The 14,516-nt window shown below is 70.3% G+C and carries 16 protein-coding genes; 6 read left to right on the top strand and 10 right to left on the bottom strand.

What is annotated here, in order from left to right:
- Positions 1-55: 55 nt before the first annotated feature.
- From valS to ACQP2X_RS45490, 5 genes are all read right to left on the bottom strand, one after another.
- A complete protein-coding gene (gene valS, locus ACQP2X_RS45510) occupies positions 56-2,593 on the bottom strand; it encodes a valine--tRNA ligase (RefSeq protein WP_498692396.1) in 2,538 nt (845 codons plus the stop codon).
- Between the two features lie 79 nt (positions 2,594-2,672).
- On the bottom strand, positions 2,673-3,410 hold the full coding sequence (locus ACQP2X_RS45505; protein ID WP_498692395.1) for an SDR family NAD(P)-dependent oxidoreductase: 738 nt from the start codon (positions 3,408-3,410) through the stop codon (positions 2,673-2,675).
- 126 nt (positions 3,411-3,536) lie between these two features.
- Positions 3,537-4,517, bottom strand: a complete 981-nt coding sequence (locus tag ACQP2X_RS45500; protein ID WP_498692394.1) for a LysR family transcriptional regulator — start codon at positions 4,515-4,517, stop codon at positions 3,537-3,539.
- Positions 4,518-4,521: 4 nt separating this feature from the next.
- Positions 4,522-5,064, bottom strand: a complete 543-nt coding sequence (locus tag ACQP2X_RS45495; RefSeq protein ID WP_498692393.1) for a methylated-DNA--[protein]-cysteine S-methyltransferase — start codon at positions 5,062-5,064, stop codon at positions 4,522-4,524.
- Between the two features lie 83 nt (positions 5,065-5,147).
- Positions 5,148-6,566 carry an AlkA N-terminal domain-containing protein gene (locus ACQP2X_RS45490; RefSeq protein ID WP_498692392.1) on the bottom strand — a complete coding sequence of 473 codons (1,419 nt, stop codon included), beginning with the start codon at positions 6,564-6,566 and terminating at the stop codon, positions 5,148-5,150.
- Positions 6,567-6,646: 80 nt separating this feature from the next.
- On the opposite strand from ACQP2X_RS45490, the gene ychF reads away from it, so the two are divergent.
- The 3 genes from ychF to ACQP2X_RS45475 are packed head-to-tail and all read left to right on the top strand — an operon-like array spanning position 6,647 to position 8,462.
- Complete coding sequence (gene ychF, locus ACQP2X_RS45485) at positions 6,647-7,732, top strand: redox-regulated ATPase YchF (RefSeq protein ID WP_498692391.1); 1,086 nt, start codon at positions 6,647-6,649, stop codon at positions 7,730-7,732.
- Positions 7,733-7,782: 50 nt separating this feature from the next.
- Positions 7,783-8,067, top strand: coding sequence for a hypothetical protein (locus ACQP2X_RS45480; RefSeq protein WP_498692390.1), 285 nt, complete (start codon positions 7,783-7,785; stop codon positions 8,065-8,067).
- The gene (locus ACQP2X_RS45475; RefSeq protein WP_498692389.1) at positions 8,049-8,462 is read left to right on the top strand and encodes a hypothetical protein; all 414 of its coding nucleotides are present in this window, start codon (positions 8,049-8,051) and stop codon (positions 8,460-8,462) included. The genes ACQP2X_RS45480 and ACQP2X_RS45475 overlap by 19 nt, the downstream gene beginning before the upstream one ends.
- A 192-nt stretch (positions 8,463-8,654) precedes the next feature.
- Here the strand turns inward: ACQP2X_RS45475 and ACQP2X_RS45470 are convergent, their stop codons facing one another.
- From ACQP2X_RS45470 to ACQP2X_RS45460, 3 genes are read right to left on the bottom strand one after another with little or no spacing between them, the layout of a single operon-like run.
- Positions 8,655-9,062 carry a GtrA family protein gene (locus ACQP2X_RS45470; protein WP_498692388.1) on the bottom strand — a complete coding sequence of 136 codons (408 nt, stop codon included), beginning with the start codon at positions 9,060-9,062 and terminating at the stop codon, positions 8,655-8,657.
- Positions 9,059-9,763 (bottom strand): glycosyltransferase family 2 protein, encoded by a 705-nt coding sequence (locus tag ACQP2X_RS45465; protein WP_498692387.1) that lies wholly within the window; start codon positions 9,761-9,763, stop codon positions 9,059-9,061. The genes ACQP2X_RS45470 and ACQP2X_RS45465 overlap by 4 nt, the downstream gene beginning before the upstream one ends.
- The gene (locus ACQP2X_RS45460) at positions 9,760-10,110 is read right to left on the bottom strand and encodes a DUF2304 domain-containing protein (RefSeq protein WP_245922758.1); all 351 of its coding nucleotides are present in this window, start codon (positions 10,108-10,110) and stop codon (positions 9,760-9,762) included. Before ACQP2X_RS45460 ends, ACQP2X_RS45465 begins: the two co-directional genes overlap by 4 nt.
- Before the next feature lie 269 nt (positions 10,111-10,379).
- Here ACQP2X_RS45460 and ACQP2X_RS45455 point away from each other — a divergent pair, with 269 nt between their 5' ends.
- The gene (locus ACQP2X_RS45455; protein WP_498692386.1) at positions 10,380-12,125 is read left to right on the top strand and encodes a hypothetical protein; all 1,746 of its coding nucleotides are present in this window, start codon (positions 10,380-10,382) and stop codon (positions 12,123-12,125) included.
- Between the two features lie 42 nt (positions 12,126-12,167).
- Here the strand turns inward: ACQP2X_RS45455 and ACQP2X_RS45450 are convergent, their stop codons facing one another.
- The gene (locus tag ACQP2X_RS45450) at positions 12,168-12,623 is read right to left on the bottom strand and encodes a GNAT family N-acetyltransferase (RefSeq protein ID WP_498692385.1); all 456 of its coding nucleotides are present in this window, start codon (positions 12,621-12,623) and stop codon (positions 12,168-12,170) included.
- Between the two features lie 62 nt (positions 12,624-12,685).
- On the opposite strand from ACQP2X_RS45450, the gene ACQP2X_RS45445 reads away from it, so the two are divergent.
- Positions 12,686-13,285 carry a TetR/AcrR family transcriptional regulator gene (locus ACQP2X_RS45445; protein WP_498692384.1) on the top strand — a complete coding sequence of 200 codons (600 nt, stop codon included), beginning with the start codon at positions 12,686-12,688 and terminating at the stop codon, positions 13,283-13,285.
- Positions 13,286-13,321: 36 nt separating this feature from the next.
- On the opposite strand, the gene ACQP2X_RS45440 is transcribed toward ACQP2X_RS45445, so the two are convergent.
- Positions 13,322-13,807 (bottom strand): MarR family winged helix-turn-helix transcriptional regulator, encoded by a 486-nt coding sequence (locus ACQP2X_RS45440; RefSeq protein ID WP_498692383.1) that lies wholly within the window; start codon positions 13,805-13,807, stop codon positions 13,322-13,324.
- Between the two features lie 96 nt (positions 13,808-13,903).
- Between ACQP2X_RS45440 and ACQP2X_RS45435 the strand changes: the two genes are divergently transcribed.
- Positions 13,904-14,467, top strand: a complete 564-nt coding sequence (locus ACQP2X_RS45435) for an NADPH-dependent FMN reductase (protein WP_498692382.1) — start codon at positions 13,904-13,906, stop codon at positions 14,465-14,467.
- Positions 14,468-14,516 lie beyond the last annotated feature (49 nt).

Raw genomic sequence — 14,516 nt, 5'->3', positions numbered from 1 at the left:
TGCCCTGCCGGCGGCCCCGGCTCCGGCTTTTCGCCAGAGCCGGGACCACCTCCGGTCAGAAGGCGCTGGCGATGACCAATTCCGGCGTACGTCCGGGCAGCCTGTCCAGCTTGGCGATGCGCCCGGCCGACTTGACGTCGCTCTCGATCAGCGCCAGCTTGTCGAGCAGCTCGGCCGGCCCGAGCGCCTCGGCCAGCGGCACGTCGGCCTTCATCGACAGCTTCCGGTCGCTCTTGGCCCGCCGGACCTGGCGCAGCGCGTCGCCGGCCAGGTCGAGCAGGCTGGCGTCACCCTCGCCGGCGACCCGGGTCAGCTCGTATGTCGTCGGCCAGGTCGCCTTGTGCACGGAGCCGTACCGCCACCACGACCAGACCTCCTCGGTCACGTACGGCAGGAACGGCGCGAACAGCCGCAACAGCACCGACAGCCCCGCGGCCAGCGCCGCCCGGGCCGAGTCGGCCCCGGGCCCCTGGGCGTACGCCCGCTCCTTGACCAGCTCGATGTAGTCGTCGCAGAACGTCCAGAAGAACGTCTCGGACGCCTGGAGCGCCTCGGTGTGGTCGTAGCGGTCGAACGCCTCGGTGGCCGCGCTGACCACCGCCGCGAGCCGGGTCAGCATGGCCCGGTCGAGCGGCTCGGTGACCGGCTGCCGCAGCGCCTCGGCCGCGCCCAGCCCGAGTGCGAACTTCGACGCGTTGAGCAGCTTCGTCGCCAGCCGCCGGCCGACCTTGATCTGGGCCGGGTCGAACGCCAGGTCGGCGCCGGGCCGCCCGTTGGCCGCCCAGTACCGGACCGCGTCCGAGCCGTTCTGCACCAGCAGGTCCATGGGCGTGACGACGTTGCCCTTGGACTTGGACATCTTCTTGCGGTCGGGGTCGAGGATCCAGCCGGAGAGGACGGCCGTCTTCCACGGCAGGACGTCGCTCTCCTGGTCGGCCCGCAGGATCGACGAGAACAGCCAGGTGCGGATGATCTCCTGGCCCTGGGGGCGCAGATCCATCGGGAAGGTGCGCCGGTGCAGGTCGTCGTCGTGCTGCCAGCCGGTGACGATCTGCGGGGTGAGCGACGAGGTGGCCCACGTGTCCATCACGTCGGGATCGGCCGTGAAGCCGCCCGGGACGTCCCGCTGCGACTCGTCGAAGCCGGGCGGACACTCCGAGGAGGGGTCGACCGGCAGTGAAGATTCGTCCGGTATGAGAAGCTGGTCGTAGTCCGGTTCGCCAGCGTTGTCGAGCCGGTACCAGACCGGGATCGGCACCCCGAAGAAACGCTGCCGGCTGATCAGCCAGTCACCGGTGAGCCCGTTGACCCAGTGCTCGTAGCGGTGTCGCATGTGCTCGGGGAACCACTGGAGCTCCCTGCCCCGCGCGAGCAGCCGCTCGCGCAGCTCGGGCTCGCGGCCGCCGTTGCGGACGAACCACTGCCGGCTGGTGACGATCTCGAGCGGTGAGTCGCCCCGCTCGTAGAACTTGACCGGGTGGGTGATCGGCCGGGGTTCGCCGATCAGGTCGCCCGACTCGGTGAGCAGCCGGACGATCTCGCGCCGGGCCGCGTTGACGGTCAGGCCGGCGAACTCCCGGTACGCCGCCTCGGGGACGCCGGCCGGGCGGTCGGCCAGGAACCGGCCGTCACGGCCGAGGACGACCCGCGTGTCGAGCTGGAGGTCGCGCCACCAGGTGACGTCGGTGATGTCGCCGAACGTGCAGACCATCGCGATGCCGGTGCCCTTGTCGATGGCGGCCATCGGATGGGCCTTGACCGGGACCTCGACGTCGAAGAACGGCGTGCGGACGCTGGTCAGCCCCTCGTAACGCTCGTCGCCCGGGTGGTAGACGAGCGCGACGCAGGCCGGCAGCAGCTCGGGCCGGGTGGTGTCGACCTCGACCGGGCCGTCCGGCCCGTGGAAACGCAGGCGGTGGTACGCGCCCGGGCGCTCCCGGTCCTCGAGCTCGGCCTGCGCGACCGCCGTGCGGAAGCCGATGTCCCACAGCGTCGGAGCCTCCGAGGTGTACGCCTCGCCGCGCGCCAGGTTGTTGAGGAAGGCGCGCTGCGAGACGGTCTGCGAGTGCCGGCCGATCGTCGTGTAGGTCAGACCCCAGTCGACCGACAGCCCGAGCGTGCGCCACAGCGCCTCGAACGCCTTCTCGTCCTCGGTGGTCAGCCGCCCGCACAGCTCGACGAAGTTGCGCCGCGAGATGGCGATCGGCTGCTTGGGCGGCGTGGCGGGCGGCTCCCACTCCGGGTCGTAGGGCAGCGCCGGGTCGCACCGGACGCCGTACACGTTCTGGACCCGCCGCTCGGTCGGCAGTCCGTTGTCGTCCCAGCCCATCGGATAGAAGACGGCCTTGCCGCGCATGCGCTGGAACCGCGCGACCGTGTCGGTGTGGGTGAAGGAGAAGACGTGCCCCATGTGCAGCTCGCCGGATACGGTCGGTGGAGGCGTGTCGATGCTGTATACGTCCGAGCGCTCCTTCGAGCGGTCGAACGCATACGTGCCCTCCTCCTGCCAGGTGCGCGCCCACTTGTCCTCGAGCCCGTCGAGTGACGGCCGCTCGGGGAGACCGGCGCGTCCGGTCGTTCCCGTATCAGTCATGTGCGGAATGCTACGGCGAAACGACGGGCCGGGCCGCCGATAAATCGGCGACCCGGCACACACCCCGGGGCGGCCGGGCTCAGACGGCGAGGCGCCCGCCGTCGACCGGCAGCACCGCTCCGTGCACGAAGGACGCCTGATCGCTGACGAGGTAGGCGACCGCGTCCGCGATCTCGGCCGGGTCGGCCACCCGGCCCGCCGGCGCGGCGCCGGCCAGCGAGTCACCGAAGTCCACGGTCCCCTCGGTGGCGGTCGGGCCGGGACTCACCGCGTTGACCCGCACGCCGGACCGGCCGTACTCGGCCGCCCATGCCTTGGTCAACAGGACGATCGCGGCCTTGCTCGACCCGTAGAGCGCGGCGCCCGGCATGCCGAACCCGGCGACCATCGTGCTCAGGTTGACGATCGCCCCGTGCCCTCGGGCGGCCATCGCGGGGGCCAGCTCGGCCACGAGGAAGAACGGCACCCGCACGTTGATGTCGTAGACCGCGTCGAACTGGGCGCCGGTGACCTCGTGGGTCGCGGCGAACGGGTAGATGCCGGCATTGTTGACCAGGATGTCGACCCGGCCGCCGAGGCGCACCGCGGCCCGCGCGAGCTCCCGCGCGCTCGCCTCGTCCCGAAGATCGGCCGCGATGAAGTCGGCCTTGCCGCCCGCGGCACGGAGTCGCGCGACGGCGGCCTCACCCCGATCGCGGTCGCGCCCGCTCAGAACGACGTGGCTCCCCAACTCGGCCAGCCGGGCGGCCGTCGCCCGCCCGATCCCGCTGGTGGCGCCCGTGACCAGGGCGATGGTGCCGGACAGATCCCGCTCCACGGAAATACACCTGCTCTCTCGACGGTCGAGCGCGGACGCGCCCGATCCGCCCGGTGCAACCGCGCGAGCGAATGTCCACTTCCGGGGTAGTTGTCGGTTTCTCCTTATGCCCCCTATCGGTTCCGCTTAGACCGGCCCGCCCGGCTGTTCCAAGGCGGCCACCAGCCGGCCGAGGTCACGCCGGCGCGAGTCGGCCCGCCAGGTCGCCCACGTGCGGCGCACGAGGGGCGAGCCGGCGAGCGGCAACCACACCACCTCGGCCGGCAGCGGTTGCGGCCAGTTCGCGGGCGCGAGCGAGAAGACCTGATCGGTCAGCACCGAGGTCAGCTTCACCTCCGGAATCAGCGCCTGGCTCCCGGCGACATCGTCGGTCGGCCGGAGACCATGGCTGCGCAGCACCGCCACGATCTCGTCGAACCACGCGGGACTGTCCGCCCGCGCAAAACTGAGCCACCGCAGCCCCGCCAGCCTTTCCAGCCGCACGGCGCCCGGCGCGCCCGCCCCGCCCGGCCCGCCCGGGCCGACCGAGGCGTCTGGCCCGCCTCGCTCGTCCGGGGCGGCGGCGGGTGGGTCGGCGATCTCCTCGGCCACCCGGCGGGCCAGCAGGACGCCGAGTGGCTCGGTGCCGATCCGCAGCGCGTCCAGGTCGTCGCCGTCGGGGCGTTCCCGCAGCAGGCCGAGATCGAGCTCGCCCGCCCGCAGCGCCGCGAGCTGAGCGCTGGTCGACAGGTGGCGTGGCTCGACCCGGAGGGGCGGTCCGGCCAGCGCCAGCTCCGCCAGCGGCCCGGCCAGCAGCTCGAACCGGACCTCGAGCGGCAGGCCCAGCCGCAGCGCGGGCTCGGCGGCGCCCGGCTCGCGGGTGACGGCGGCGATCGCCCGCTCGTAGCGGCCGAGGACCGCCCGCGCCTCGTCGGCCAGCACCGCGCCGGCCGGCGTCGGCCGAACTCCGGTGACGCCCCGGATCAGCAACGCCGTACCGAGCTCGCGCTCGATGGCGGCCGCGACCTGGGACACCGCGGGCTGGCTCAGCCGGAGCCGGCGGGCCGCCGCCGAGAGGCTGCCCTCCTCGACGACGGCCACGAACACCCGCATCTCGCGCAACTCCATCGGGTCATCGCATCACACCCGCCGCCGGCCGCGAGGTGTCCTGGTCGGCCCGCTCGGGATCTTCGAAGGCGAGCAGCCACTCCTTCACCGGCAGGCCCCACCGATAGCCGCCGAGCGTGCCGTCGAGCCGCAGCACCCGATGACAGGGCGTGAAGAGCGCGACCGGGTTGCGGGCACACGCGGACGCCGCGCCCCGGATCGCGGCCGGCCGCCCGGCCAGGCGCGCGAACTCCGAATAGGTCACCGGGGCGCCCGGCTTGATCTCGCGCATGACCTTCCACGCATGGCGGATGAAGGTGCCGCCGATGCGCTGCTCGACGGTCACGGCGTCGAGCGCGGCGTGGTCGCCGTCGAAATAGGACTGGACGTGACCGGTGACCGGACCGACGTCGTCGGCCGGCTCGGCCGGGGCGCGCAGACTCGGATGGACCAGGCTCAGCAGGTCGGCGACGTCGGTCGTGAAGCCGGCGGCGCGCACGGCGCCGGACGCGGAGACGATCACGGTCAGCGGGCCGGTCGGGGTGTCGAGCGTGCGGTATTTCAACATCGGGTCCTCCTGGGGTCGTGGTCCAGCGTGGCCCGTGCGGACGGGCCGTGGGGAAAGATCTTGTTAGGGCTGTGGACAAGTCGTCAGGCGGCTCTCCACAGCCGGATAAGTCCGTATGAGCGCCATGGCCGCCACCGCTCGGCGTGCGCGGCGAGCGCCTTCGGCGTGGTCGGCAGGCCCAGAGCCGCGGCTCCGCGCCGGGCGGCCAGATCGGTGGGCAGGAAGACGTCGGGATCGCCGATCGCCCGCATCGCGACATATCCGGCCGTCCACGCGCCGACTCCGGGGAGTTCCTCCAGGCGGGCGACGGTCTCGGCGCGATCCGCGCCCGGCTCGAGGTCGATCTTGCCGTCGGCCACGGCCGCCGCCAGCGCCCGGATCGTCTCCCGGCGCGCCACCGGCATCCCGAACGCCTCGTCGGGCAGCTCGGCCACGACCGCCGCGGACGGGAAGACGCCGGCTGACCGGGCACCGGCCGCGCGGATCATCCGGATCAGGGTCGTGCGCGCACCCGCCACCGAGACCTGCTGACCCACGACCGCCCGCACGGCCATCTCGAAGCCGTCGACCGCGCGTGGCACCCGTACACCCGGCTCCTGTGCGACAGCCGCAGCAAGCGCGACGTCCGCACCCAGCGTGGCATCGACGGCGTCGGGGTCGGCGTCCAGATCGAAGAGCCGCCGGCAGCGGGCCACGGCCGGCGCCAGATCTCGCACGTCACCGAGCCGCAGCGTCGCCGTGACGAAGCGGTCGGCCGGGGTCAGCGCGACGGTCGCGCTTCCGTGGGGCAGGGACAGACCCCGGCGGTACGTCTGACCGTCGCGCTCGTCGACACCCGGGAGCGCCCGCGTCTCGAGGAAGTCGAGCAGCGCCGGCACGTGCAACGGCGAGCGGTAGGCGAGCCGTACGGTGATCGTGCCCGGCTCGTCCGCCACACCGCTCGCCCGCCGTGCCCGCAGCTGGCCGGGCGCCTGGGCGTACACCTCCTGAATGGTGTCGTTGAACTGGCGGACGCTGCCGAAACCGGACGCGAACGCGATCTCGGCCAGGCCCAGGCCCGTGGTCTCGATGAGGATGCGCGCCGTCTGCGCTCGCTGGGCCCTCGCCAGTGCCAGCGGACCGGCGCCGAGCTCCGCCGTGAGCAGCCGGTTGAGGTGACGCTCGGTGTAACCGAGGCGGCTCGCCAGGCCGGGCACCCCCTCGCGGTCGACCACGCCGTCGCCGATCAGGCGCATCGCCCGCCCGACCAGGTCGGCCCGCGCGTCCCACTCGGGCGAGCCGGGCGCGGCGTCCGGGCGGCAGCGCTTGCAGGCGCGGAAGCCGGAACGCTGGGCGGCGGCCGCGCTCGGATAGAAGCGCACGTTCTCCCGCTTCGGCGTGATGGCCGGGCAGGACGGGCGGCAGTAGATGCCGGTGCTGGTCACGGCGGTGAAGAACCAGCCGTCGAAGCGCTGGTCCCGGCTGTCCACGGCTCGGTAACACCGTTCGAAGTCCAGTTCCATGACGTCGAGTCTGCGCTTTCGGGCCGGTGGATTGCTGGCGGGATTCGGACATGGCCATGGACCCCGTAGACTGACGCTCCGTGAGCCTCACCATCGGAATCGTCGGCCTGCCCAACGTCGGCAAGAGCACCCTGTTCAACGCCCTGACCAAGAACGACGTGCTCGCCGCGAACTACCCGTTCGCGACGATCGAGCCGAACGTCGGGGTCGTCGGGCTGCCCGACGAGCGCTTGGGCAGGCTCGCCGAGCTGTTCGCGAGCGAAAAGGTCATCCCGGCGCCGGTCAGCTTCGTCGACATCGCCGGCCTGGTCCGCGGCGCGTCGAAGGGTCAGGGCCGCGGCAACGCGTTCCTCGCGAACATCCGCGACGCCTCGGCCATCTGCCAGGTCGTGCGCGCGTTCTCCGACCCGAACGTGCTGCACGTCGACGGCAAGGTCTCCCCGTCCGACGACATCGAGACGATCAACACCGAGCTGATCCTGGCCGACCTCCAGACGGTCGAGAAGGCGCTGCCCCGCCTGCAGAAAGAGGCGAAGCTCAAGAAGGACCGGGCGCCGGTCGTGGCCGCCGCCGAGGCCGCGTTCAAGCTGCTCAACGACGGGGTGACTCTGCACGCGGGCGCCGCCGCGGCGGGTATCGACGTGGAGTTGCTGGGCGAGCTGCACCTGCTGACGACAAAGCCTTTCCTGTACGTCTTCAACGTGGACGAGGAGGAGCTCGGCAACGCCGCGTTCCTCGACGAGCTGCGCGCCCTGGTGGCTCCGGCCGAGGCCGTGTTCATGGACGCCAAGATCGAGTCCGAGCTCATCGACCTCTCACCCGAGGACGCGAAGGAGCTGCTGGAGTCGACCGGCCAGACCGAGCCCGGCCTCGACAAGCTGATCCGCGTCGGCTTCGACACGCTGGGCCTGCAGACCTATCTGACGGCCGGCCCCAAGGAGGCCCGGGCCTGGGTGATCCCGGTCGGCGCCACCGCCCCCGAGGCCGCGGGCGTCATCCACAGCGACTTCCAGCGAGGCTTCATCAAGGCCGAGATCGTCAGCTTCGACGACCTGATGGCCGCCGGCTCCATGTCCGCCGCCAAGGCCGCCGGCAAGGTCCGCATGGAGGGCAAGGACTACATCATGAAGGACGGCGACGTCGTCGAGTTCCGGTTCAACGTTTAGTCGAGCCGCAGGTCGTGGCGTTTTTCCTACTCGTTTGACACACTTGGGTGATGGGTGAACCGACGTACAGCATCGGGGAGGGCCCGGCGACTCGGGTGAGCCTGTCATTGCCAGAGGGGACCGCCGAGGCGATCCGGGCCCGAGTGGGCAAGCGGGAGTTCTCCGCGTTCATCGCTGAGGCGGTGGAGCGGGAGTTGCGCGGCCAGGTGCTCGACGAGTACCTGGCCGACTATGAGAGCCGCAAGGGGCCGGTCTCCGAGCATGCCCGTAAACGGGCACGGCAGGTCTTCGACGAGGTCTTCGCCGAGGAGGGTGAGTGGCCCGCCGCAAGCTGAGCCACGAGGGGACCCTGGTCCTCGACAGCGAAGGGCTTTCGAAGCTGCTCGCCGACGACGAGCAGGTGGTGGCTCTGGTGGCCGAGTCCCGCTCACGAGGCATGGAGGGCGTGATCTGCGCGCTCACCATCATCGAGGCCGTTCATGCCCGCACGAACAAGTCTCGCCTGAACTGGGTGCTCTCCGGGCTGCGCGTGATTCCGTTGGGTGACGAGGAGGCGAGGGCGGCATCGAAGCTGCTGATGGATGCCGGCCTGCACGGTCACAAGTACGCGATCGACGCGGCGGTCGCCGAGGCGGCGTTACGCCAGCATCGCCCGGTGGTCATGTTGACTTCCGACATCGACGACATGGCCAAGCTCTGCGGCGATCGCATCCGGCTCGTGGCGGTGTGAGTTCTCAGCCTTTGTGGCCGGGCAGCAAAGCAGCAGCGCTGTGACCAGTCGGCTGTGCCGGATCTGCTGAGGGCAGGTTCGGAAGACTAGCCTTCCGTCGATCAGCTCGATGTGACGCGGTGCTTCCGGGAGCCGGTCGAGGTCGTCGGCACGCCACCGCGGTACCGCGGTCATGTCGTCACCGCCTCCAGGTCAGATGAAGATCCACTTCCTGGAGATGAAGTAGTTGATCGTGGAGAGGGCGGCTGTGGTCAGCACCTTGGCGATCAGGTACATGACGCCGAGGGTGGTGAGGAACTTGACCAGCAGGACCGTGATCAGCAGGTTGACGGCCACCAGGGCCAGATATTTGGCCAGCTGATGGTGCAGGCGGCCGGTGGAGGCGAAGGCCCACTGGCGGTTCAGCAGGAAGTTCACCAGGAAGCCGGCCAGGAAAGCGATGGCCGTGGCCGGCTCCAGCCACATGCCCACGACGCCGTGCAGCACCCACAGCAGGCCCGCGTCGACGACCACGCTGGTGCCGCCGACGATCAGGAAACGGAAGCCGCTGCTGCGGGTGATGCGGAGGGCCGTCTGCCCCAGGTCGGCGCCCGCCGTCATCGGCGGACCAGGGCGAGCAGCAGCGCCAGGCCGGAGCGGAACAGGTAGATCATCGCCTTCGACGGCGAGTTACTGGGCGTGCCGCCCTGGCGGGGGCGCATCGAGACCGGGATCTGCTTGATCACGTAGCCGGAGCGCTTGGCCTGGACGATCGTGTCGACCGTGTCGCCGAGGTATTCGACCGGGAAGTTGCGCGAGTAGAAGTTGATCAGCTCGCCGCGGCAGGCCCGATATCCCGACGTGGTGTCGGTCAGCCTGGTGCGGGCGATCGCGGACAATGCCTTCGACAGCAGCTTCATCGCCCACTGGCGGGGGCCGGCGACCTTGTAGACGCCCTCGCCGGCGAACCGGGCGCCGATCACGAGGTCGGCCTCGTCGAGCGCGGCGACCATGTCCTTGATGTAGCGGGGGTCGTGCTGCCCGTCGGCGTCCATCTGCACCGCGACGTCGTAGTCGTGCTCGACCGCGTAGCGGTAGCCGAGACGGCGGGCGCCGCCGACGCCGAGGTTGTACGGCAGCCGTACGACCTTGGCACCCGCCTGCCGGGCCACGGCGGCCGTCGCGTCCTTCGAGCAGTCGTCGACGACCAGAATGTCCATTCCGGGGACTTCTTGCTGCAGTTCCTTGATGACCGCGGCGATCGATTCCGCTTCGTTCCACGCGGGCAGGATCGTCAGCACGCGTTCCGTAGTGACGGTCACGGCGTTTTCACTTTCTCCCGCAATTCCTGCAATTCGGCGACATCCGCCCGAAGTAGGGCAATCTCCTCGGAAAGGCTCCGGGTCTCCTCTTCCAGGCGACTGCTCTCCCAGGAGAGGTGCACGGCCACCAGCAGCAGGAAGACGACGCTGGCGAACAGGAAGAGGCTCAGGCCGGACGCGATGCCGAGGAACGACGACAGCCCGTCGAGCAGCGTCGGGATGAACGCCAGTGGAAGCACGGCGACCGCCACCAGCAGCCACAACGCGCCGTATTTCTCACGCAGTTGCCGCCGCCGCAGCAACTCGAATATCACGACCAGCATGACGAGGCCGGTCGTGGCCGTCACGAAAGTAAGTCTCATTGATTTCCCCCGCTGTCCCCGCGGTCTTAGCGAGCGGACACTACCGCACACCGGCCACTTTCGAGAGATCGAGGCTTAGGGATTTTTGGGAACTTATCGGTGTACAACAGGCAAATGACCACGGTCTGTCTGTGCGCGGGCTGTGCCACACGCGACAACGGGACAGTGGCGCGTGACCGATGCTGCTACCGTTCGCCGGTCATTCGCTGGTTGACGCCACCGGCGCCCCAGGCAGGAAGAATCAGACGACCATCATGACGACAGAGGTCATGCCGCCCGCGCAGCGCGAAGCGACGGCGGCGAAAGACAGCTCCGGCCGCATCCGATGGATCATCATCGGCGTACTCGCCCTCGGCTGGCTGGCCGGGGTGCTGTGGCGGCTCTGGCTCGGAAATCCGATCACCCACCCCATCGCGCACACCGACGAGGACAGCTACATCAACGCCGCGCGCGCGATCGCCGGCGGCCCGGGCGGCTTCAGCTCGGAGACCCCGCTGTTCCGCCGCGTCGGATATCCGTTGCTGATCTCGCCCGCCTTCTTGTTCGGGCTCGACTTCACCACCTCGTACAAGATCGTCCAGGTCGTCAACGCGGCCATCAGCGCCCTGTCGCTGCCGCTGGCGTACCTGCTGGCCCGCCGCATGTTCGGGCTCAAGACCTGGATCGCGCTGGCCGCCGCCTTCGTCGCCGCCACCATGCCGGCCGGCACCTTCTGGTCGCTGGTGGGCATGACCGACGCGGTGATGGCGCCGCTCATGCTCGGCTGGTTCCTGGCCATCCACTGGTGGCTCGGTGAGCCGGCGCGCAAGGGTGCCGCGATCACGGTGGGCGTGCTGACCGGCGTGCTCTACATGGTGCACATCCGCGGCACCATCCTGGCCGTCGTCTTCTTCGCGTTCCTGGCCTTCCTGCTCTACCGCCGCAAGGCGACCTGGCGCATGGCCGGCCTGTCCGTCGTGCCGCTGGTGCTGCTGGTCGTGCTCAACCAGATCATCATCGTGCTGCTCGGCGACAAGGTGCACGTCCGCGGCGACATCGTCGGCGGCGGCACCCTCGAGGTCTTCACCAGCGTCCAGCGGCTCCAGGTCTTCTTCGGCTCGCTCGGCACCAACATCTGGTACATGTGCGTGGTCACGGCCGGTCTGGCCGGCATCGGCTGGGCGGCGGCGTCCCTCGAGATGTTCCGCCCCAAGCGCGACGTGGCGTACCGCTGGACCGGTGGTCTGGCCCTTTTCAGCACGCTCGGCGTGGCCCTGGGCGCGGCGCTGATCCTGGCCGGCCTGCCGGTGAACGCCGACGCGATCTACTCGCGCTACGTGCAGACGTTCGTCCCGTTCTGGATCCTCTTCGGCTTCGCCGTCCTGGTCGACAGCCGGCTGCGCGCCGTGGCGAGATACGCGGTGGTGCCCGTGCTGGTCCTGGCGGCCGGTGGCGGCCTGATCGCCTATCGCCTGCACCATGTCGCCGAGCAGGGGCACAAGCTGTCGTACGGCACGTTCGGCGGCCCCGACATCATCACCATCACGGCCGGCTGGACGCACTTCCGCCCGCTCGTCGGCACGGCGATCGGCCTGATCGGCCTGGCCGTGATCGTGGCCGCCACCCGGATGCGCCAGCTGGCGATTCCGACGCTGGTGCTGATCGTGGTGGCCAACGCCGTGACCATGGTGGTGATGCGCGACCGCATCATCGAGCCGCTCGGCCAGAAGTTCAGCATCGGGCTCAACCTGAGGGAGCTCGGCGTCGGTCCCGGTGACAAGGTCGCCTTCACGGCCAAGATGACCAACGAGGGCTACTTCGTCATGTACCACGACGTCTACTGGCAGGACGTCACCTTCCTGCCCAAGGGCGGAAAGCCGCCGGCCGACGTCGACGTCGTGATCGGCCGCTACCTGCCCTCGCGTCCCGATCTACAGTGGCCCGCCGCCCAGTTCGGCTTCAAGCTGCTGAAGGGCTCGGGTCTCTACGACGCCCAGGTCGGCGTCTGGCGACGCCAATAGGCCAAGACGGCCGCCGGGTACGCCCCGGCGGCCGTCCGCTTTTCAGGCCAGCGTCCGCTCGTAGCAGACGGAAAGACCGGAGCCGATGTACGGCCCGAAGAGCGGGATCTCGCGATATCCCTCCCGCTCGTAGAAGCGGATCGCGTCGGGCTGGGCCGGGCCCGTCTCGAGGCGCAGCGTGGTCCAGCCCCGCTCCCGGGCGGCGTCCTCCAGGGCGCGCAGCAGCGCGGTGGCCGTGCCGTTGCCGCGGCTCCCGGGCACCACGTACATCCGCTTGACCTCGGCGCTGTCGTCGTCCAGCCGTCGCAGCGCGCCGCAGCCCAGGGCGTGCCCCTCGTCGTCGAGCGCGACCAGGAAGAGGTCGATGTCGGCGGCCGACGGCGGCGTGCCGGGCTCGTGGTCGTCGCTGCCGTAGCGCTGGTCGAGCTCGGCCCGCTGAGCCGCGCGCAGCGCCGCCCCGGCCGGATCGTCCCAGTCCCGCTCCTCGATGGTGGCCATGGTGCCCTCCTGTCGTAACAAGCGTTACGGTAACATCCGTTACGAGGGCAGGGGGAGCGGATATGTCACGGACGGCCGACAAGAAGGGGCAGGAGGCGGCGCTGTCCCGCGCCGTCTGGGACGTGCTGGGGGAGCAGGGGCTGGAGCGGTTGACCGTACGGGCGGTGGCCGCGGCCGCCGGATGCACCACCGGGCTGGTCATGCATCGCTTCCCCAACCGGCAGGCGCTGCTGCGCCATGCCCGGCAGCTGCTGCACGAGAAGACCCGGGCCCGGGTCGAGGCGCTGGAGCGGGACGCGCTGTCGCCGCGGGCCGCGCTGCAAGAGGTGCTGCGCCAAGGGCTCGCGCTCGACGCCGAGACCCGGCACGAGAGCGTCGTCTGGATGGGATTTCTCGCCGCCGCGGTGGCCGACGACGAGCTGGTCGAGATGCACCGGGCCAACAACCGCGCCTGGCGGGCGCGCGTGGAGCGGCTGGTCGGCGAGGCCGCCCCGGATTGGCCGGCGGCGCGGGTGTCCGACGCGGCGCTGGGCCTGATCGCCATGGCCGAGGGCGCCGCCGCCTTCGCCGCGGCCGACCCCGCCGCCTATCCACCGCTCGCGCAGGAGCGCATGCTGGCCGCGGCCCTGGACGCCTATCGGCTCAGCGAGGAAAGCCGCTAGCTGCTCCGGCGGGGCGAGGACGGCGAGGCGGCCGGCTCAGCGTGGGGCGTCGCCGGCGATCTCGTTCAGGGCGGCGGCCAGCTTGTCGAGGTCGATGCCGCCCAAGTGGTCGAAGATGTGGCGGCGGACGCTGGCCAGGTGGGTCGGCCACGCCTCACGCAGGCGGGCCAGGCCGCGCTCGGTCAGCACCGCGTTCCAGCCGCGCAGGTCGTCCTCGCACTTCACCCTGGTCAGGTAGCCGAGGGACTCCAGCTTGGCCGCCAGCCGGGTCATGCCGCTCAGTGACATGTCGCACGCCTGGGCCAATTCGCTCATCCGCATGCGCCCGTGCGAGGACTCTGACAGGTGCCGCAGCGCGCTGTACTCGCTGGCCGACATGCGCTGCTCGCGCTCCAGGTCGGTGTTGAGCTGCCGGGGGAGCAGTTGCAGCATCCGGCCGATTCCGCGCATGACCGCCTCCTCCGAAGGCGTCAGGGCGTGGAGGCCCGGCGGCAGTGCCGGGTCGGGTGTTGTGGCGGACATGACATTGATCGTACGGCCAGACCGCAGGAATACTTCTTTGACGTAGCAAGTTTAGTCAGCGTCACAGATCCTCGAAGCAACGAAGCGGAGCACCTCATGACCACCAAGATCGGCATCATCCTGGGCAGCACGCGTCCCGGCCGTAACGGCGAGGCCGTGGCCAAGTGGGTGCTGGACATCGCGTCCAAGCGCACCGACGCCGAGTTCGAGCTGGTGGACCTCCTCGACTACAACCTGCCCCACCTCGACGAGGCGATCCCGCCGTCGATGGGCCAGTACACCAAGCCGCACACCCTCGAGTGGGCCAAGAAGATCGCGTCGTTCGACGGCTTCATCTTCGTGACCCCCGAGTACAACCACTCCACCTCCGGTGCGCTCAAGAACGCGATCGACTTCCTGTTCGCCGAGTGGAACAACAAGGCCGTCGGCTTCGTCGGCTACGGCTCGGTCGGTGGCGCCCGCGCCGTCGAGCACCTGCGCCTGATCGCCGGCGAGCTCATGCTGGCCGACGTCCGGGCCCAGGTCCTGCTGTCGCTCGCGACCGACTTCGAGAACTACAGCAAGTTCCTGCCGGGCGCCCACCAGGAGGCGGCCCTGAACACCGTCCTCGACCAGACGGTGGCCTGGAGCACGGCCCTCAAGCCGCTCCGCAACGCCTGATCAAAAAGGACACGTAGCGGGGGATGCTTGCATCCCCCGCCCCGGGCAG

The sequence above is a fragment of the Actinoplanes sp. CA-131856 genome, assembly GCF_050956135.1.
Classification (GTDB): domain Bacteria; phylum Actinomycetota; class Actinomycetes; order Mycobacteriales; family Micromonosporaceae; genus Actinoplanes.
The sequence above is the reverse complement of the archived record's forward strand: the minus strand, read 5'-3'. Positions and strand labels throughout refer to the sequence as shown.

Bases quoted from the DNA above. Each gene is read 5' to 3' on its own strand.
- valS (WP_498692396.1), bottom strand. From the start codon at position 2,593: ATGACTGATACGGGAACGACCGGACGCGCCGGTCTCCCCGAGCGGCCG.
- ACQP2X_RS45500 (WP_498692394.1), bottom strand. From the start codon at position 4,517: ATGGAGTTGCGCGAGATGCGGGTGTTCGTGGCCGTCGTCGAGGAGGGC.
- ACQP2X_RS45495 (WP_498692393.1), bottom strand. From the start codon at position 5,064: ATGTTGAAATACCGCACGCTCGACACCCCGACCGGCCCGCTGACCGTG.
- ACQP2X_RS45490 (WP_498692392.1), bottom strand. From the start codon at position 6,566: ATGGAACTGGACTTCGAACGGTGTTACCGAGCCGTGGACAGCCGGGAC.
- ACQP2X_RS45480 (WP_498692390.1), top strand. From the start codon at position 7,783: ATGGGTGAACCGACGTACAGCATCGGGGAGGGCCCGGCGACTCGGGTG.
- ACQP2X_RS45470 (WP_498692388.1), bottom strand. From the start codon at position 9,062: ATGACGGCGGGCGCCGACCTGGGGCAGACGGCCCTCCGCATCACCCGC.
- ACQP2X_RS45455 (WP_498692386.1), top strand. From the start codon at position 10,380: ATGACGACAGAGGTCATGCCGCCCGCGCAGCGCGAAGCGACGGCGGCG.
- ACQP2X_RS45450 (WP_498692385.1), bottom strand. From the start codon at position 12,623: ATGGCCACCATCGAGGAGCGGGACTGGGACGATCCGGCCGGGGCGGCG.
- ACQP2X_RS45445 (WP_498692384.1), top strand. From the start codon at position 12,686: ATGTCACGGACGGCCGACAAGAAGGGGCAGGAGGCGGCGCTGTCCCGC.
- ACQP2X_RS45440 (WP_498692383.1), bottom strand. From the start codon at position 13,807: ATGTCCGCCACAACACCCGACCCGGCACTGCCGCCGGGCCTCCACGCC.
- ACQP2X_RS45435 (WP_498692382.1), top strand. From the start codon at position 13,904: ATGACCACCAAGATCGGCATCATCCTGGGCAGCACGCGTCCCGGCCGT.